Here is an 18,236-nt window from a genome sequence, read left to right on the forward strand (position 1 = left end):
CTCAGACGGCCTGGGCCCATTCGGTGCCCGTCGGCCAGGCGTGCACGTACCTCGCGCTGCCCAGCGAGTACTCGATGTGGCCGCGTACCCAGTGCTCGAGCCCCTGCACGTACGCGCGGACGGCGCGGGTGCCCCAGGTGTCGACCGACCCGCGCAGGCGCACCATCTCGGCGACGGCGCGATCATGCATGGTCGCGACCTCGTCGAGCGCCTCCTGCAGGGAGTAGCCGCGGTGGGTGATGAGCACGTTGACGAGGTTGTGCCGGGCCTTGTCGTGCTTCTTCTCCTTGGCGTAGGAGAAGAGGTCGTTGTCCCAGACCACGAGGTCGTTGGCGTGCTCGGTGAGGGCCCTGATGTCGGGATGGTGCCATTCGTCGGGGGTGAGCCGCCGGCCGCCCGCGATGTCGATCAGGGCGTAGACCGGGTACATGGCACCGGTGCGGCGGCGCATGAACACGTAGTCCTCCGGGCTGGGGACGACGTTGGACTCGCGGTTGGCGGCCTCCCAGACCTGGGCGAAGATGTACTCCTTGGTGGCCGTGGACCAGCGGTCGAGCTGGTCGCGCTCGGCGTGCTCGGCGATGCGTTCCTTGAGCCCCTGCAGCGACTTGGCGAACACGTTGGTGACGGGTTCGTCGGATTCGATGTCGTGCAGGACCCGGAACATCTCCGGGAGGGCCCTGGCGATGAGCGCGGTGTGGCGGCTGAGGTTCTCCGACTCGCAGAAGCCGTCGTCGAAGGCGAACAGCCAGATGCACCAGTCCATGAGGAGCTTGAGCATGTCGCGGTCGACCAGGGGGTAGGCTCGGGCGGTGAGCCATCCGAACCTGGCGCTCTTGTAACGTTCCAGCATGTCAGGCTCGTTCAGCATGCCTGACTCGAGGAGCCAGGCGAAGCTGTCTTCGCTGGCCTCCACGACGTAGGGATTCACCTCGCTTTCGAACGGGCACTGCAGGATGGGGATGCGGAGGGATGGGTTGGTTGTGGCTTGCGCAGAGGTTCTAGCCATGACCACATGATCGCAATGATCTTGGAGGGTGGCCATATCGCATTAATAGCGAATTTTCTGCCCTTGGGGGCTATGTCAACCAATCCTCGACCCCGAACATGCGGGCTGTGTCGATAGCCGATGGGTTGCCCGTTTTGGGATCCGCACCCGCTTCCAGCAGCACTTTGACCACTTCGGGCTCCTTCTTGAACACCGCCCCCGCCAGCGGCGTCTGCCCGCGGTCGTTCGGCCGCCCCGGGTCGGCGCCCAGCTCCGCGAGCATCCGCACGGTCGGCGCGTGCCCGTGATAGGCCGCGAGCATCAGCAGGGTGTCGCCCTTGCCGTTGGTCAGATTGGCCGGCACCCCTGCCTCCACGTACGCGCGCAGCGTCTCGGTGTCCCCTGCCCTGGCCAGATCGAACATCCTCGTGGCGAACTCCTCGAGCTCCCGCTCCCCGTCCATGAAGCCCATTCTGCCTCGATAGGGTGCCCTGCACGGAATCGTTCCGGCTCGCCGTAGGTTGCTGTGGAGAGTACCTAGGGAAAGGCTGTCCAACCGTGTTCGACCCGACGGATCTCTACGAGCTCGCCGAAGATGCGCCCGAGCTGACCGATCCGGTGCTGTTGTACCACTTCGATGGTTTTGTCGATGCGGGCGGCGCCGGACGACTGGCGCTGGGCCATCTCCTGGCCGAGCTGGAGCACCGGGTCGTGGCCACGTTCGACGTGGACCGCCTCCTCGACTACCGCTCCCGCCGGCCCATCATGACCTTCGACACCGACAAGTGGGTCGACTGCGAGAGCCCCGAACTGGCCGTGTATTCCACCGCAGACGCCACCGGCACGCAGTTCCTCATGCTCAGCGGCCCCGAGCCGGACCGCGAGTGGGAGCTGTTCGCCAAGGCCGTGGGCGCGCTGCTCGACGAGCTCAAGGTGAGCAAGATCGTGACCTTGCACGGCATCCCCATGGCCGTGCCCCACACCCGGCCGCTCGGCATCACCATGCACGCCAGCCGTCCCGAGCTCATCGGGCCCCAGAGCAGCAACTTCGGCCGGGTGCAGGTGCCCGGCAGCATGGCGGCGCTCCTGGAGTTCCGCCTGGGCGGGCAGGGCCACGACGCGGTGGGCTACGCGGTCCACGTGCCCCACTACCTCTCGCAGGCCGAGTACCCCCACGCGGCCGTCACCGCTTTGGAGGCCGTCACCCGCGGCACCGGGCTGGTCTTCCCGATGGAAGGGCTGCGCGACGCCGCCGAGCGGACCAACGTGGAGATCGAGGAGCAGATCCGCGGCTCCGCGGAGCTGTCCACCGCCATCGAGGGCCTGGAGCAGCAGTACGACGCCTTCGCCGCCGGGTCCGACAAGGAGAGCCTGCTGGCCGAGCCGTCGTCGATGCCGACCGGCGACGAACTGGCGGCGCAGTTCGAGCGTTTCCTGGCCGAGCGGGACGAAGATCTCTAAGTAGCCTGGGGCCATGGACGACATCCAGGTTGGCCTGATCGGCTACGGCCCCGCCGGGCAGTTCTTCCACGGGCCGCTGGTCCACGCCACCCCGGGCCTGCGCCTGACCGCCGTGGTCACGCGCGACCCGGAGCGCGCGGCCGAGGTGGAGCGTAAGTACGGCGCGGCGGCCGTACCCGACGCCGAGTCGCTCTTCCCCCGCTGTGACCTCGTCGTGGTCGCCTCGCCCAACCGCACGCACGTCCCGCTGGCCACCGAGGCCCTGGCCTCGGGCCTGCCGGTCGTCGTGGACAAGCCCCTGGCCGCGACCGCCGAGGAGGCCGCCAGGCTGGTCGCGCTGGCCAAGGAGCGGAATCTGCTGCTGACCGTCTTCCAGAACCGGCGCTGGGACGGCGACTTCCTCACCCTGCGCGCCCTGCTGGAGGAGGGCGGGCTCGGCAGGGTGGCCAGGTTCGAGTCGCGCTTCGAGCGCTGGCGCCCCCGTCCCAAGGGCGGCTGGCGCGAGTCCGGCGGCGCCCAGGAGATCGGCGGCCTGCTCTACGACCTCGGCAGTCACCTGGTCGACCAGGCGCTCCAGCTGTTCGGCCCGGTCCGCACGGTCTACGCCGAGAGCGACGCCAGGCGGGAGGGTGTGGGCTCCGACGACGACACCTTCGTCGCGCTCACCCATGACAGCGGCGTGCGCTCGCACCTGTGGATGAGCGCCGTGACCGGACGGCTGGGCCCGCGTTTTCGCGTACTGGGCTCGACCGGCGCCTACGTCAAGTACGGCCTGGACGTCCAGGAGGACCGGCTGCGCGCCGGGGCCACCCCGGACCAGCCCGGCTTCGGCGACGAGCCGCAGGATCGCTGGGGCCTGCTCGGCACCGACGACGCGGCCCGTCCGCTGCCCACGGCGCCCGGCGCCTATCTCGCCTTCTACCGGGGCGTGGAGTCCGCGCTCAGGGACGGCGGCCCGGCCCCGGTGGACCCGGCGGGCGCGGTCGAGGCCCTGAAGGTGATCGAGGCCGCGCGCCTGTCCTCCCTCCAGGGCATCCTCACCCACCTCGGCTGAACCTAGAGTAGGCGGGCCCGCAGGGCCGCGGTGTCGTCCTGCGTCCAGCCGTGCGAGCTCAGCCACTCCAGCGGCCCGCCGAAGCGGTCGTCGAGCACCCCGAGGAACTGCTCGATGTAGGGCGCTCGCGGCATGTGGTCGTCGGCCGGGCGCGAGTCCAGGTCGTCGCGGTAGGTGGAGCTGGCGCGCAGCCGCGCCAGGACCCGGTCCATCCGTTCGCCCGTGGCGGTGTAGTCGGCCACGATCGCCTCCCTGGTCACCCCGGCCACGGCCAGGGCCAGCGCGGCGACCACGCCGGTGCGGTCCTTGCCGGCCGCGCAGTGCACGACGGCCGCGCCGTCGTCGAGCGACAGCGCGCGCAGCGCCCCGAGCACCGAGTCCGGCCGGTCGCGCAGGTAGCCGAAGTAGAAGCCGGTGACACGCAGTTCCTCGTCCATCTGGCGCTCCTGCCAGGGCAGCACCTTGTCGGCGTCGATGGAGTCCGCCTCGACGTCGGTGTGCTTGCCGCCCTCGGCGAAGAAGCTCAGATTGTGGTGGGTGACCTCGGCCACACGGATCAGCGGGCCGGGACCCTCAAGCGCGACCTCGGCGTGCGAGCGCAGATCCACCACGTGCCGGATCTTGAGCTCACCCACCAGATAGGAGACGTCACGCTCCGTGAGACCCTGCAGGTTGTCGGAGCGGTAGATCCTTCCGGAACGGGTGGTCCGGCCGTCCTGCGTCGGCAACCCGCCCAGGTCACGAGCGTTGACTGCCCCTTGTAGCTCAATCCAGCTGTTCATCTGATTAACCTACATGTGAGCGAATTCCCGGTTCATAACGCAACATGAACGTATGGATCCGCGCGCTCATCCCCCGCGGCTGGTCATCGACCCCTCCCTGCCGGCCGAGATCTCGGTCGAGCTCCGGGCCAGCCCGCACCTGCTCCACATGGCTCGCCGCGGGCGGCGGATGGAGCGGACGTTCAACCCGGCCCTGCTCGTCGTGCTGCCCGGGTTCCTGCTGCTGATCTGGGTGCTGACCAGCACCGTGGGGATGATCGTGGCCGGCGTCGGCATGGGGTTGATCGCCCTGCTGCGCTGGGCGGCCACGGGCATCTCCAACAACACGGCCCGGCGGCGCCTGCGGCTGGCCCACGAGTACTCCGCCCACTACGTGCTCCCCCAGGACCTGGACTATCCGTGCTCGCGGCTGCTGCGCCGGGCGCAGGACGCCGTGGACACGATTCTCGCCGCCGACGTGCAACGGGCCGGGCTGCTCGACTCGGTCAACAACCGGGTCTCCCTGCCGGAGGAGGTCTGGCAGATCGGCACCCGGCTGGCGAAGCTCTCGTCCATGCACGCCGAGCACGGCCAGATCGTGCCCCAGCTGATGCCCTCGGCGCTGGAGGACGCGTTCAAGCCCTACAGCAGCGCCCTGGACGCCGCCTGGACGTCGCTGTCGAAGCGGGTACGCCGCCTGGAGGAGTACGCCCTGCAGGTACGCAAGGCCGACGAGGTCTACCACGCGCATCTGCGCCTGGAGGCGCTGGCCGCCAGGACGCCCGACTACCAGGCCCTGATCGCCGACACGGTCCGCGACGACCTGGCCCGCGCGCACATCAGGGAGCTGGCCGCCCAGGCCGCGCAGGTGCGCAAGCTCTTCGAGCAGAGCATCGACGAGGCCAGGCAGACCGCGGGAGAACTGCTCAGGACGCCGCTCGCCTGAGCAGTTCGAGCGTCCTGCGCGTGCCCGCCTCGTTGCCGAGGCTGCGGTAGATCTCCCTGGCCCGCTCCAGCGGCTCGACCGCGGCCTCGCGCTCGGCGGCGTCCAGGTGCGCCTCGCCCAGATAGCGCAGGCATTGGGCCATCCGCCAGCGCTCGCCCAGCTCCTCGAAGGCGGCGTAGGCGCGGCGCAGCTCGTCCTGGGCCTCGCGGACCCGGCCCATGCGGCCGAGGACGCGTCCGGCCGACTGGGCGCTGCGGGCCACGCCCCAGGAGTCGCCGAGCGCGGCCAGGATGTCGCCGGACTCGCGGACGTGGTCCAGTTCGACCAGGCCGTTGGCCGGGTCGCCCACCTCTCCGGCCGAGCGCAGGCAGCGGGCCACCTCCCACAGCTCGCCCCGCTGCTTGAACATCTCGGTGGCCCGGTCCAGGCTGAGTCCCGCCCTGGTGAAGTGCTCGGCCGCCGCCTTGGCCTCGCCCTCCCTGCGCAGGCCGCGGGCCTGGGCGGCCAGGGCCTCGCCGTACACGCGGAGTGTCTGTGCCTCGGAGTAGCGGTTGCCCTCGCGCTCGAAGACCTCCAGCGCGTCCTCCAGCAGCTCGCGCGCCTCCGCGGTGCGGCGCTCGGCGAGGCGGAGCTCGGCCAGGTTGCGCTGGGTGCGGGCCATCCACCAGAGGTCGTCCACGTCGCGGAAGCCGGCGATCGCTTCGAGCAGGTAGTCCTGGGCGCGGTCGAGGTTGCCGCCGGTGTACAGGATCATGCCGATGGTCCGGCGGCACCGGGCCGACCACCAGGCCTCGCCGAGCTCGGTGAAGATCTCCAGGGCCGTCTCGGCGTCGGCGGTGCTGCCGCCGCCGGCCACCGCGGCGCGGTCGAGCAGCGCGATGCCGAGCACCCGCCGGTCGCCGGTACGCAGCGCCGCCTCGTGGCCGATGTCGGCGACCGCCCGCCAGTCGGCCCAGTAGGCGCGCAGGGAGTGGCACAGCGAGCAGAACGCCCTGGCCAGCGCCCAGGTCTGCTCCCACAACTCCAGCTCGCGGGCGTGGTGGATCATCGCGATCATGCTGAGCCGCTCGGCGTTGAGCCAGTCGGCCGCCTGCGACTGCCCCTCGGCGCTGGAGCGCCGCCCGCCCCTGCTCCAGTCCTGCGGCCAGCGGTCCTGGGCGGCGGCCTCGGCGCGGTGGCGGTAGCCGCTCAGCACCCGCTCCGTCGCCGGCCCGCGGCGCTCCTCCGGCAGTTCGGCGGCGAACAGGCGGACCAGGTCGTGCAGGCGGTAGCGCATCACACCGGTCGCGTCGGTGCCGGAGCACTCGGCGAGCTGGGCGTCGATCAGCGCCTCCAGCTGGTCGCCGCCGTCGAGCTCCGAGGTGTCCAGCAGCGCGCCGGCCACCCAGCCGGGTACGTCGGGGGCCGTCAGGCCGGAGAGCATGCGCAGCAGGCGGCGCTGGATGCCGGTGCAGTCCTCGTAGCTCAGCTGCACGGAGGCGCGCACGCTCTTGTCCACCCTCGGCGCGAGCTCCAGCTGGTCCAGGCGGCGGCGCTCGTCGGCCAGGCGGCCGGCCAGCTCGCGTAAGGACCAGGTGGAGCGGGTGGCCAGCCGGGCGCCGCAGATGCCGATCGCCAGCGGCAGGTGGTCGCAGATGCCGACGATCTTCTTGGCCGACTCCAGGTCGTCCACGACCCGGGCGCCGCCGGCCAGGCGGGCCAGCAGCTCGACGCTCTGGGCCTCGCTGAAGACCGGTAACTGGAAGTCGATCGCGTTCATCAGGAACAGCGGGTGGCGCGAGGTGACGATGACGGCGCAGCCCGGGTCGGCCGGCAGCAGCGGCTTGACCTGCTCGCCGTCGTCGGCGTTGTCCAGGCCGATGAGGATGCGCCGGCCCTTGGTCCAGGTGAGCCAGAGCTTGCGCAGCTCCTCCATGCCGCCCGGGTCGGTGGTGAGACGGACGCCGAGCGCGCGCAGGAAGCCGATCAGCACCTCGTCGGGGCCCACGCCGCGTAAGTCGGCGTAGAGCCTGCCGTCGGGGAAGCCGCCGGCGACCTCGTGCCCGAACCTGGCCATCAGCGCCGACTTGCCGACGCCGCCCCTGCCGTACACGGAGGCGACCAGCGGCGGCGCGAGCTCGCTCGGCTTCCTGCGCCCGGCGAAGACCGAGCGCAGCTCGTTGAGCGACTCGGCGCGCCCGGTGAAGTGCTCGGGCACCGGCGGCCACTGGTCGGGCGCGCGTCCGGGGGCGTCCGGGGCGATCAGCCGCTGCCGGCGCGGGCGCACGCCGCCCTCGGTGGTGGCCCACGTGGTCAGGCCCACCAGAAGCGCGGCGGTCGCGGTGACACCGATCTTGGCTATCGGCGGGATCTCCCATTCAAGAGAGGCCGCCAGGATGCTCGCCGCCGCCGCCGCGACTCCCGCCGCGACGGGCGCGGCCAGCGGGACCCTGCGCCTTCTCGGCTTGGGCTCGGGCATCGGCTCGTCGGGCAGCCGCAGCGGGCCAGTCAAGAAGCACCCCCTTCGGGGCTGATTCAAGCTGATTCTGTACGGCTGGCGCCAGAGGCCCGGCCCGGCAGATGGGGTACGGCCGGAGCCGGCCGTACCCCATCACAGGGTCAGAGACCGATCACCTGGCAGGTGGCGGTCACGGTCTTGGCCGGGTCGCTCTCCGAGGTGGCGGTGAGCTTGACCTTGGCCAGGCGGCTGCCGCCGTCGCCGCGCACGGCGTTGACGGTGACGAGCTCGTTCTTGCCGAAGTCGACGGCGGCCAGGGCGTTGGGCAGCTGGGTGCTCCAGCCGCGGCCCTGGACCTCGGCCTTCAGGCGGTAGACGTCACCGTTGAGGTAGGCGCTGACGTCCTCGGGGTGCTGCCCGGCGGCCGGGGCGGCCCTGCCGGTGTTGAACAGCGGGAACTTGCAGGTGGACACGCCCTTGGCGGCGGGCAGGCCGATGGCGGGCAGGACCTTGACGCCGCGCTTCTGCGGGCCGGCGCCGTCGAGGGAGCGGATGGCGACCGTGTAGGACAGCACGCCCTTGCGGTCGCGCTTGACGTCGGTGACGTAGAAGTGCAGGCGGTTGGCCTGGTCGACGAACTCGTACTCGCTGCCGGAGTCGGTTCCGGCGTGGAAGAGGGCGTCGGACAGCTGCCGGTAGTCGCCGATCGTGATCGGGACCTTGGTGCCGTCGGGCAGGACGTAGTCGGTCATGCCGATGTCCTGCGGGTTGGCGTCCACCACCCACTCGAACGGCGCGCGGTCCTCGTTCTTGGTCTTGGCCAGGAGCACGCCGGAGTCGGGGGTGAAGGAGTCGGTGCCCATCCTGTCGACGACCTCGACGGTGTAGTTCTCGTAGCCGCCGCCGTCGCACAGCGGGTTCTGGGCGGGGTCGCAGGCGGGCGACTTGTCGCCGGTGTCGAACTGCAGGTTGACGCCCGACAGGCCGGCCGGGCCCGGCTGGACCGTACGGGCGGTGATCTTCGCGGTGACCAGGCCGGAGTCGTCGAGCGCCTCGCGCGACAGGCGCAGCACGTTGGCCTCGTCGACCATCTCCAGCTTGATCTTGTTGCGGAGCATGTGCTGGGCGCCCATGGACGCGCCGGAGGTCGGCGGGATCAGCCAGCGGCTGTGCGGGCCGCCGGGTCCGTTGAAGCTGCCCCGGCTGAGCATCTCCCAGATGCCGGTGTACGCCCTTCTGGGCGGCACGCCGTACGGGTTGTTGTAGTTGTCGGCGATGCCGAAGATGTGGCTCAGCTCGTGGGCGTAGACGGCCATGCCGGAGCTTTCGGCCTGGACGGAGTCGACGCCGAAGCGGGCGTTGGGCCAGAAGTTGGAGCCGGCCTGCCAGGAGGTCCACTCGACGTAGCGGGTCCTGACCCAGTTGGGGAGGCTGGGGTCGTCAGGCCCGAACTCCTCGGTCACATCCTCCTTGGTCGGAAATTTCATCATTCCGAACTCTTGCCAGGTGGCCGATTCGTCCTGGCCGGCGCTCAGGTAGAAGATGAAGTCGAACTTCGCGGCCTCCTCCGGCCCGATGTCGCCGATCCAGAGCGCGTTGCCCTCGGTGCGCAGGTTCTTGTTGCAGCTGTCGCCCGCCGGGCAGCCGGTGCCGCCCTGGAACTCCATGGCGTACTCGTGGTCCTTGCCGGTCAGCGTGTACGGGCCGAAACCGGTCAGCTCGACCCCGATGCGGCCACCGGAGTCCTCCATCCAGTACTCGTGGATGGTGTGCCCCTTGTTGAGGGCGTTCGGGGTGTTGAGGAAGTCCTGGTAGAACTTGGCGACCTGGCCGCGCGGCACGTCGTGCGCCTCGGCGCTGGGGTTCTTGTAGACCGTCGAGCCCTTGGGCTGGGTCACCACGAACGGCTGGTTGGGGTAGTCCAGCAGCACCAGCGCGCCCTTGAACGTGCGCTTGGAGCCCTTGACGTTCGGGTCGTTCCACTTGGTGCCGGGAGGCTTCTTGTAGTCGGCCCACGTCATGTGGTCCGGGTTCTCCCAGTTCTGCGGGTCGATCGGCTTGAGCGGGCCGTCGCCGGGACGCGAGCGGAGCGCCTGCGCCCCTTCCGGCTCGTCGCGCTGCCAGGGCTGGGTCTGCGGCCAGTGGTCCTGGCGCCAGGGGTGCTCGGGGTCGGTGGGAGGTGCTGCGGAAGCGGGGGTGGCCGTCCAGACCAGCGGGACGAGCACGATGCCCGCTAAAAGGCCTTTAAGCAGCTTCTTCGGGAGATTCACGGATTGGACGGTATATACGTTATTGACGGAGATCACCGATCAGTTGTAGGGAAGAGCCATCACTTCCTATCCGACAAATGTCGAAATCGCCTGGTGACCGGTGGCTGATCTTCAACGCATCGTGGACGACCTCGCCGCCCGCCTCGACCGGCCCCTCCTCCTGGAGGACCGCCTGCAGCGGGTGGTCGCCTACAGCGAGCAGAGCGGCGCGATGGACGACATCCGCCGCGATTCCATCCTGCGCCGGCACACCACCCCCGAGGTCCGCTCCTGGCTGCGCGCCGCCGGCATCCACGACGCGGCCGCCCCGCTGCGCACCCCGGGCGCGCCCCCGCTCGGCCTGCTGCCGCGCGTCTGCGTCCCGGTACGGCACGGCAGCGCCCTGCTCGGCTTCCTCTGGTTCATCGACGCCGAGCCCGAGATGACCGAGGCGGACATCGCCCTGGCCGCCTCCTCGGCTCCCCTGCTGGCCCTGGCGTTGTTCCACGAGAGCCTGGCCTCCGGGCTCGCCTCGCACCGCGAGCTGGAGGCGGTCACCGGCGTCCTGCTCGGCGAGCGCGACGCGGCCCGCCAGCTCATCGAGGCGGGCGCCTTCCCGCAGGGACAGCCGGTGACCGCGCTGGTGGCCAGGCCCATGGCCGCCGAACCCGACGAACCGCTGCGGATGGCGCTGGAGCAGGGGCTGCTGACCCTGCGCCGCCGGCTGTCCGGGCACCATCCGCTGCACCTGGTCCGCTACGACCACGGCGTGCTGCTCGTGGCCGGGCCCGCGGTCCCGGCCGAGGACGTGCACGCGGCGCTGGCCGTACCCGTGGTGGTGGGGGTCGGGCGTACGCGGCCCGCGCTCGCCGACGCGGCGGGCTCCTACACCGAGGCCCTGCACGCGGCCGAGACCGCCGCCCGCGTCCCCGGCCTGGGCCCCTCGGCCGAGTGGGCGCGGCTGGGCGTCTACCGGCTGCTGACCGGCTTACCCGACCACGAGCTCCACCCCGGCCTCGAACACCTGCTGGCCGACCCCCAGCACCTGCCGCTGCTGGAGACGCTGGAGACCTATCTGGACCTGGCCGGCAGCGCCGTGGCCACCTCGCGCGTCCTGCGGCTGCACCGGACCTCCCTGTACTACCGGCTCCAGCGCGTCGAGGAACTCGCCCAAACCGACCTCAAGGACGGCGGCGAACGACTCGCCCTGCATCTTGGCCTAAAACTGGCCCGACTATCTGGCAGATATCGCCCCCGTGTCTAATTGCATACGCAGCCCAAGCTGCCGTTTAATGCCAAAAGGAGAAGATCCGACGGGAGAGTTGATGCCGGCAGGAGCGCGTGCCGCAAGAGTCCTTCGCAGCCGCGCGCCCGCGCCTGTGGTCGTGCATTCCGCACCTCTGGTGCTGCCCATCTGCGCGGAACCGATCCGCGACGGCGCCGTCGCGGTCCGTCGCGACCGGGTGCTCCAGGTGGGGCCGAGGACGTCGGTGCTCGCCGCCCACCCCGCCGTCGAAGAGGTCCGCTGGAAGGGCATGATCACACCCGGCCTCGTGGACGCCTGCTCCCCCGCCGTCCCCCCGCCTCCCGGCGTCACCGCCCGCGCCACCGTCGTCACCGGCCTGGCCGACCCGGCCGCCGTACCCGCGCTGCGCGGCGTCACCTACCTCGCGGTGAAGACGGAGTCGGAGGAGACCTGGGAGGACACCGGCCGCGACGCGCTCATCACCGCGATCCGCGAGGTGGCCTTCACGGTCGGGATGGCCGCGCACACCGGCGACCCGCTGGTCCTGGAGGACCTCGCGGTGCTCGCCAGGACCTTCGGCCTGCGGGTCCTCGTCGACCTCGACCGCCACAGCGCCGCCGTGCTGGACGAGTCCGGCATCCTGGGCCCGCACTGCCACGTCGCCTGCGCCGGACCGCTCGACCCCGGCGAACGCAAACTGCTGCGCCTGCGCAGAAGCGTGGCCGCCGTCTGCCCGTCGCTGCTGCGCGAACGCCCCGAGGACGCACTCGCCCTGCTCGACGAGGGCAACCTGCTCGCCCTGGGCACCCGCGGCGAAGGCTCCCCGCTCGACCAGGCCCGCGCCATCCGCGACTACGTCCGCGGCCGCGGCCAGCGCCCGCCCGGCCTGGACCAGCGCCTGGTCGAGGCCGCCACGCTGGGCGGCGCGCGGGCGATGGGCATGCACACGGGCCCCGGCCGCCTGGGCATCCTCGCCCCGGGCGCCCGCGCCGACTTCGCCGTCTTCGACGCCCGCGGCCGCTACCCGTACTCCGCCCTCCTTTCCGGCCCGCCCTGCCTGGCCACCGTCATCGCGGCCTGAGCGGGGCTGTCCCGGAAACAGCAACGAAAGTTGCCATGCGGCTGGTGAGAGCCGCACCATCGGGCCAGAGGTGATCGCCACCGGGCCATCCCACGCCGATCCCCGGCCCGCCTTCTTCGCGGGCCGGCGCCTCCCACCCCGAAGGAGAACTTTCGCATGCCCACATTCACGTCCCCTCCCGGACGACCCGCATCCACCACCCCTCCCGAACGCCCCGAGCCCGCTGCGTCTGCCGCGTTCCCCCCCTCCGTCGAGCACCCCGCGTTCACTCCCCCTCGCGCGTTCACTCCCCCTCGCGCGTTCACTTCCTGCGTCGAACGATCCGCGTTCACCACGCCTGTCTCGCTCGCTGCTTCCGTTGAACGGCCCGCGCGATGAGCGTCGAGACCCAGGCGCCGCCCGTCCGGGGACGGTTGCCGCTCGGGGTGTACCTGCTGGCGCTCAGCCTGTTCGCGATGGGCAGCGCGGAGTTCCTGCTCGCGGGAGTTCTGCCGGCGATCGCCGCCGACCTCGGCATCTCGCTGTCGGCGGCAGGCGGGCTGATCTCGGCGTTCGCCGCCGGGGTCGTGGTGGGCGGGCCGCCGCTGGCCATCCTGACCCTGCGCTGGCCGCGCCGGACCACGCTGGTGGCCACCCAAGCGGTCTTCGCCGTCTGCCTGGCGATCGGGCTGGTCACCGACGACTACGCGGTGATCGTGGTGACGCGTTTCATCTGCGGGCTGGCCTACGCCGGGTACTGGGCGGTCGCGGCGGTGACGGCGATCAGCCTGGTCACGCCCGACCGCACCGCCCGCGCGTCCGGCGTCGTGGTCAGCGGGCTCAGCATCGCGATGATCGCCGGCGGCCCGGCGGGCGCGCTGCTCAGCTACTTCACCGGTTGGCGGGGCGGCTTCTGGGCCGTAGCCGCCCTGACCATCGCGGCCGCGGTCCTGACCATGGTGGCGTTGCCGGCGACGAGCGCGAGCGGCGTACCCAGTGTGCGGGCGGAACTACGCACGATGCGCCGCCCCCAGCTGTGGGTGATCTTCGCCATCACACTGCTGAGCACCGCCGCCTACATGATCTCGTTCAACTACCTGGCGGCGTTCCTGACCGGCATCACCGGCGTACCGGCCGTGTGGGTCCCGGCGATCCTCACCCTGTTCGGCGTGGGCGCGTTCGCCGGACTGTCGATGGGCGGCAGAATCGCCGACCGCAAGCCCACGCGGGCCTTGCTGGCCGGAGCGGTGGGGATCGCCGCCGCCTCCGCCCTGCTCGCGCTCCTGTCCCGCAACGTGGTGGCCGTGGTGGCGCTCGTCCTCGTACTCGGGATCGCCGGATTCATCCTGAACCCCGCCATCTACGGCCGCGTGTTCACCCTGGCCGCCAAGGCCCCCACACTGGCCGGAGCCACCACGGTCTCCGCCTTCCAGCTAGGCATCAGCCTGGTCCCCGCACTGGCCGGAGTCGCACTCAACGCGGGAGCGGGACTCACCTCGGTCGTATGGATCGGCGCCGCCCTAGCCGTAGCCACGGTCCCGCTAATCCTCCTGGACCACCGCAAAGCCAACTAACCCACACCACCCAAGCCAACCCACACCACCACCCGGGCAACCCGCACCTCCCCCACACCACCACCTGGGCTACCGGCACCACCACGACCCGGGCTAACCCCACCGCCGTCACGCGGGCTGACGTGGACGGCGGCATGGACCCCACCCACCCAGATGCCCGGCGTCCCCACCATGCGCAGCGCACGTGACCCGCTCAGAAGCACCGCGACGGCAACGCCGTCGAGGCACCCACAGCGGCGGCGACCTTGCGGGCTCCCGCTTTGTCGGCGGCAGCACTGACGTCCACGGCGTCACGGACTGCGGCGTTGCCAACGGCGCCACTGCCGTCCATGGTGTTGCGGGCAGCACTGACGTCCGCGGCACTACAGGCGGTGGCACTACAGGCGGTGGTGTTGCCGGTGGTGGTGTTGCGGGTGGCGGTGTGGGGTTGGGTGGCTAGGGTTCGTCTACGAGGGTGAGCAGGTCGCGGAGGGTTTCTCGTTGGTCGGCTGACAGGGGGGCGAAGAGGTCGGCGGCGACCTCGGAGCGCACCAGTTGCACACGTACGAAGGCCCCGCGGCCCTCCTCGGTGAGGACGACCAGGGTCGAGCGGCGGTTGGCCGGGTCGACCTCGCGGCGTAGCAGCCCGGCCTCCTCCAGCGCGTCGACGACCGGCGTGACCGAGCGGGGCGCGATGCGCAGCGCCTCGGCGAGTTGCACCATCCTCAGCGGCTGCCCGGCCTCCATGAGGACCTTCAGGGCGCGCGCCTGACTGGGACTCAGGCCGAGCGGCTCCAGGCCGGTCCGGTAGCCGCGGCGGAAGCGGTGGCTGATCCGGTGCACGAGTTCCAGCAGTTCGGTGGCGTCCTTCACCCCGCTGAGCTTATCTCACTGTTCGCTGGAATGAATATGAGGTAACCTCCGTTTGAGTGAACATCTGAAAAGGAGCCCTATGACAGAGGAACCCCGCGCGCCCCTGCGGCGCATCATCCGACTCTTCCGCCCCTACCGGGGCCAGCTGGGTGTCGTGCTCGGCCTCATCTTCCTTTCCTCGCTGGTGTCGCTGGCCTCGCCGTTCCTGCTGCGCGAGGTTCTCGACGTGGCGATCCCCTCGCGCGCGGTCGGGCTGCTGTCCCTGCTCGTCCTGGGCATGCTGGCCGTGGCGGTCGCGACGAGCATGTTCGACGTGGTGCAGACGCTCATCTCCACCCGCGTCGGCCAGCGCGTCATGCACGATCTGCGCACCACCGTCTACTCCCACCTGCAGCGCATGTCGCTGGCCTTCTTCACCCGCACCCGCACCGGCGAGGTGCAGTCGCGGCTGGCCAACGACATCGGCGGCATGCAGGCGGTCGTCACCAGCACCGCGACCTCGATCGTCTCCAACCTCACCACCGTCGTGGCCAGCTTCGTCGCGATGCTCGTGCTCGACTGGCGGCTGACGGCCGCCTCGCTCGTCCTGCTGCCGCTGTTCGTGTGGATCAGCCGCAAGGTCGGCGAGGAGCGCAAGCGCATCACCGCCCAGCGCCAGCGCAAGCTCGCCACGATGTCGTCGATGGTGCAGGAGTCGCTGTCGGTGAGCGGCATCCTGCTCGGCCGCACCATGGGCCAGTCGCCCGAGCTCACCGGCCGCTTCACCCGCGCCTCCGACGAGCTGGCCGACCTCGGCGTGCAGTCGAGCATGGCCGGGCGCTGGCGGCAGTCCACGATCCAGATCGTCATGGCCGCGATGCCCGCGGTCATCTACTGGGTGTCCGGAATGACGTCAGCCGTCTCCATCGGCACCGTCGTGGCGTTCACCACGCTTCAGGCGGGACTGTTCCGCCCCGCCCTCTCGCTGATGCGCACGGGCGTGGAGGTGCAGAGCTCCCTCGCGCTGTTCGGCCGCATCTTCGAGTACCTGGACCTGCCTGTCGACATCACCCCCGGCACCCGCGCGCTGGAGCGTCCGCGCGGCGACGTGCGTCTCGAGCACGTCTCCTTCTCGTACGGCGACGCCCCCACCCTGACCGGCATCGACCTGACCATCCCCGCGGGCGGCAGCCTGGCCGTCGTCGGCGAGACCGGCTCGGGCAAGACGACGCTGAGCTACCTGCTGCCGCGCCTGTACGACGTGAGCTCGGGCCGCGTCACCATCGACGGCGTGGACGTGCGCGAACTCTCCTTCGAGTCGCTGGCCGCCACCGTCGGCGTGGTGTCCCAGGAGACCTACCTGTTCCACTCCTCCATCGCCGACAACCTGCGCTTCGCCAAGCCGGACGCGACGGACGAGGAACTGGTCGCCGCCGCCCGCGCGGCCCGCATCCACGACCACATCTCCGGCCTGCCCGAGGGGTACGACACGGTCGTCGGCGAGCGCGGCTACCGCTTCTCCGGCGGCGAGAAGCAGCGCCTGGCCATCGCCCGCACGCTGCTGCGCAACCCGCCCGTCCTCATCCTCGACGAGGCCACGAGCGCCCTCGACACCCAGACCGAGCGCGCCGTCCAGGAGGCCCTGGACACGCTGGCCGAGGGCCGTACCACGATCACCATCGCCCATCGCCTCTCCACGGTCCGCCACGCCGACCAGATCGCCGTCCTCGACCACGGCCGCGTCGCCGAACTCGGCACCCACGACGAACTGCTCGCCGCCGACGGCCACTACGCGGCCCTGGTCGCCCGGGATCTCCCGCTCACCCTCATCTGACCGCCCATGAGCTGGAGCTCCTTCCCCGGCGGCACCCCGCGCGGGCGTACCCTCTAGGCGTGCAGAACACCAGATATGCCCGCACCGGCATGGTGTGCAGCGTGGACCACCTCGCCTCCGCGGCCGGGATCGCCATGCTCGACCGGGGCGGCTCCGCGGCCGACGCCGCCATCGCCACCAACGCCGTCCTGACCGTCACCGCGCCCCATATGTGCGGCATGGGCGGCGACCTGTTCGCGCTCGTCCACGACGGGCGGGTGAGCGCGCTGAACGCCTCCGGCCGCGCCGGATCCGGCGCCGACGCCGGGCGGCTGCGCGCCGAGGGGCGCACCAGGATGCCGCACCTGCACGACATCAGGTCCGTGCCCGTGCCGGGCTGTGTGGACGGGTGGATCGCCCTGCACGGCAGGTACGGCAGGCTGCCGCCGGCCGACGTGCTCGCCCCGGCGATCCGGCTGGCCAAGGACGGCTTCCCCGCCTCGCCGCTGATGCTGCAGGGGGCGAAGGCCGCGGCCACGCGTCTCGGCGGCGACGACTTCGCCGGTGTCACCGCCGAGGGCGACCTGGTACGCAGGCCCGGCGTGGGCCGCGCGCTGGAGGCGATCGCCGGCTCGGGCAGGGACGGCTTCTACCTCGGCGAGTTCGGCCAGGGCCTGCTGGAGCTGGGCGCGGGCGAATATACCGCGGCCGACTTCGAACGGGTCAACGCCGACTGGGTGGACCCCCTGCGCGTGCGGGCCTTCGGGCACGACGTCTGGTCCGCCCCGCCCAACTCCCAGGGCTACCTGCTGCTGCTCGCCCTCGGCATCGCCGACGGCCTGGACCTGCCGTCCGCACCTGCCCGCTCGGCATGGGCGCACCTGCTGGCGGAGGCGGCGCGGGCGGCCGGTCACGACCGCCTCGCCGTACTGCACGAGGACGCCAAGGACCTGCTCGGCGAGCACGAGATCGCGCGCCGGCGGGCGCTGGTGGACCCGGCGGCGCGCCGCAAGGTGCGCGTCCCCGCCGCGGACGGCGACACCACCTACCTGTGCGCGGTGGACGGCGACGGCATGGGCGTCTCGCTCATCCAGTCGAACGCCTCGGGGTTCGGCAGCATGGTCTTCGAGCCGCGTACCCGGATCAACCTCCACAACCGGGGCATCGGGTTCTCGCTGACGCCGGGGCATCCGGCCGAGTACGCGCCCGGCCGCCGCCCGCCCCACACCCTCACGCCCGCCCTCATCACCCGCCCCGACGGGTCGCTGCGCACGGTCGTGGGCACCATGGGCGGCGACGCGCAGCCGCAGATCCTGTTGCAGGTCATCACCCGCCTGCTCCGGTACGGCGAGGCGCCGGGCACGGCCATCTCGGCACCGCGCTGGAAGCTCGGCGGGACCACCGGGTTCGACACGTGGGACGCGCCCGACGAGATGGCGGTGGAGGTGGAGGCGGGCACCGCGTGGGGCGACGGGCTGGCCGCCCTGGGTCACCCGGTGGTGGAACGGCCGTACGGGACCGGGTTCGGCCACGCGCACCTGATCGACGTGCGGCCCGACGGGGTACTCGCCGGCGCCGCCGACCCCCGCTCGATCATCGGCGCCGCCATCGGCCGCTGACCCCCGCCCGTCCACGGCCGCACCCATCGGCCACCCCGTGGGGACCCGACGGCGGGTTCCCACGCCGGCCCTGGATAGGCGCGCCGCGCACGAGCTCCCAGGTCGGTCCGGCCCAAGGTGTGCTGGATGGGCAAGGATGGGTTGTCCCAGGGGCTTTGGGGGGCCAAGTCGCTGGTTTTCGGGGGTTGCGTGGGTAG

Annotated in this window: 14 protein-coding genes; 8 read left to right on the forward strand and 6 right to left on the reverse strand. The window is 71.4% G+C overall.

The features are described from left to right. Window position 1 precedes the first annotated feature (1 nt). Together ACIBHY_RS17720 and ACIBHY_RS17725 are read right to left on the reverse strand one after the other, a co-directional pair. Entirely contained in the window at window positions 2–853 is an 852-nt protein-coding gene (locus tag ACIBHY_RS17720) for a hypothetical protein (protein ID WP_397307205.1), read from the reverse strand. A gap of 226 nt (window positions 854–1,079) precedes the next feature. Further along, the gene (locus ACIBHY_RS17725; RefSeq protein WP_397307206.1) at window positions 1,080–1,451 is read right to left on the reverse strand and encodes an ankyrin repeat domain-containing protein; all 372 of its coding nucleotides are present in this window, start codon (window positions 1,449–1,451) and stop codon (window positions 1,080–1,082) included. A 95-nt stretch (window positions 1,452–1,546) separates the two neighbouring features. Here ACIBHY_RS17725 and ACIBHY_RS17730 point away from each other — a divergent pair, with 95 nt between their 5' ends. Continuing rightward, window positions 1,547–2,449 (forward strand): proteasome assembly chaperone family protein, encoded by a 903-nt coding sequence (locus ACIBHY_RS17730; protein WP_397307207.1) that lies wholly within the window; start codon window positions 1,547–1,549, stop codon window positions 2,447–2,449. Window positions 2,450–2,462: 13 nt separating this feature from the next. Continuing rightward, complete coding sequence (locus ACIBHY_RS17735) at window positions 2,463–3,503, forward strand: Gfo/Idh/MocA family oxidoreductase (RefSeq protein ID WP_397307208.1); 1,041 nt, start codon at window positions 2,463–2,465, stop codon at window positions 3,501–3,503. 2 nt (window positions 3,504–3,505) lie between these two features. Here the strand turns inward: ACIBHY_RS17735 and ACIBHY_RS17740 are convergent, their stop codons facing one another. Then, on the reverse strand, window positions 3,506–4,285 hold the full coding sequence (locus tag ACIBHY_RS17740; protein ID WP_397307209.1) for a tyrosine-protein phosphatase: 780 nt from the start codon (window positions 4,283–4,285) through the stop codon (window positions 3,506–3,508). Window positions 4,286–4,337: 52 nt separating this feature from the next. On the opposite strand from ACIBHY_RS17740, the gene ACIBHY_RS17745 reads away from it, so the two are divergent. Beyond that, the gene (locus tag ACIBHY_RS17745) at window positions 4,338–5,210 is read left to right on the forward strand and encodes a hypothetical protein (RefSeq protein WP_397242207.1); all 873 of its coding nucleotides are present in this window, start codon (window positions 4,338–4,340) and stop codon (window positions 5,208–5,210) included. Here ACIBHY_RS17745 and ACIBHY_RS17750 read toward each other — a convergent pair. Then, entirely contained in the window at window positions 5,191–7,701 is a 2,511-nt protein-coding gene (locus tag ACIBHY_RS17750; RefSeq protein ID WP_397307210.1) for an ATP-binding protein, read from the reverse strand. The two genes, ACIBHY_RS17745 and ACIBHY_RS17750, sit on opposite strands and share 20 nt — an antisense overlap. A gap of 107 nt (window positions 7,702–7,808) precedes the next feature. Continuing rightward, complete coding sequence (locus tag ACIBHY_RS17755) at window positions 7,809–9,917, reverse strand: M6 family metalloprotease domain-containing protein (protein WP_397242203.1); 2,109 nt, start codon at window positions 9,915–9,917, stop codon at window positions 7,809–7,811. A 100-nt stretch (window positions 9,918–10,017) separates the two neighbouring features. On the opposite strand from ACIBHY_RS17755, the gene ACIBHY_RS17760 reads away from it, so the two are divergent. From ACIBHY_RS17760 to ACIBHY_RS17770, 3 genes are all read left to right on the forward strand, one after another. Beyond that, window positions 10,018–11,160 carry a PucR family transcriptional regulator gene (locus ACIBHY_RS17760; RefSeq protein ID WP_397242201.1) on the forward strand — a complete coding sequence of 381 codons (1,143 nt, stop codon included), beginning with the start codon at window positions 10,018–10,020 and terminating at the stop codon, window positions 11,158–11,160. A gap of 121 nt (window positions 11,161–11,281) precedes the next feature. Further along, window positions 11,282–12,223: a hypothetical protein gene (locus ACIBHY_RS17765; RefSeq protein ID WP_397307211.1), complete on the forward strand. Its 942-nt coding sequence runs from the start codon at window positions 11,282–11,284 to the stop codon at window positions 12,221–12,223. A 374-nt stretch (window positions 12,224–12,597) separates the two neighbouring features. After that, window positions 12,598–13,776 carry a Cmx/CmrA family chloramphenicol efflux MFS transporter gene (locus ACIBHY_RS17770; RefSeq protein WP_397307212.1) on the forward strand — a complete coding sequence of 393 codons (1,179 nt, stop codon included), beginning with the start codon at window positions 12,598–12,600 and terminating at the stop codon, window positions 13,774–13,776. A 435-nt stretch (window positions 13,777–14,211) separates the two neighbouring features. Here ACIBHY_RS17770 and ACIBHY_RS17775 read toward each other — a convergent pair whose 3' ends face one another. Further along, window positions 14,212–14,628, reverse strand: coding sequence for a MarR family winged helix-turn-helix transcriptional regulator (locus tag ACIBHY_RS17775; RefSeq protein WP_397242195.1), 417 nt, complete (start codon window positions 14,626–14,628; stop codon window positions 14,212–14,214). Window positions 14,629–14,707: 79 nt separating this feature from the next. Here ACIBHY_RS17775 and ACIBHY_RS17780 point away from each other — a divergent pair, with 79 nt between their 5' ends. Both ACIBHY_RS17780 and ACIBHY_RS17785 read left to right on the forward strand, forming a co-directional pair. Next, entirely contained in the window at window positions 14,708–16,441 is a 1,734-nt protein-coding gene (locus tag ACIBHY_RS17780) for an ABC transporter ATP-binding protein (protein WP_397242193.1), read from the forward strand. Window positions 16,442–16,500: 59 nt separating this feature from the next. Then, the gene (locus ACIBHY_RS17785) at window positions 16,501–18,039 is read left to right on the forward strand and encodes a gamma-glutamyltransferase family protein (RefSeq protein WP_397307213.1); all 1,539 of its coding nucleotides are present in this window, start codon (window positions 16,501–16,503) and stop codon (window positions 18,037–18,039) included. The last annotated feature ends 197 nt before the right edge of the window (window positions 18,040–18,236 follow it).

Source organism: Nonomuraea sp. NPDC050547 (genome assembly GCF_044457345.1).
Lineage (GTDB): Bacteria > Actinomycetota > Actinomycetes > Streptosporangiales > Streptosporangiaceae > Nonomuraea.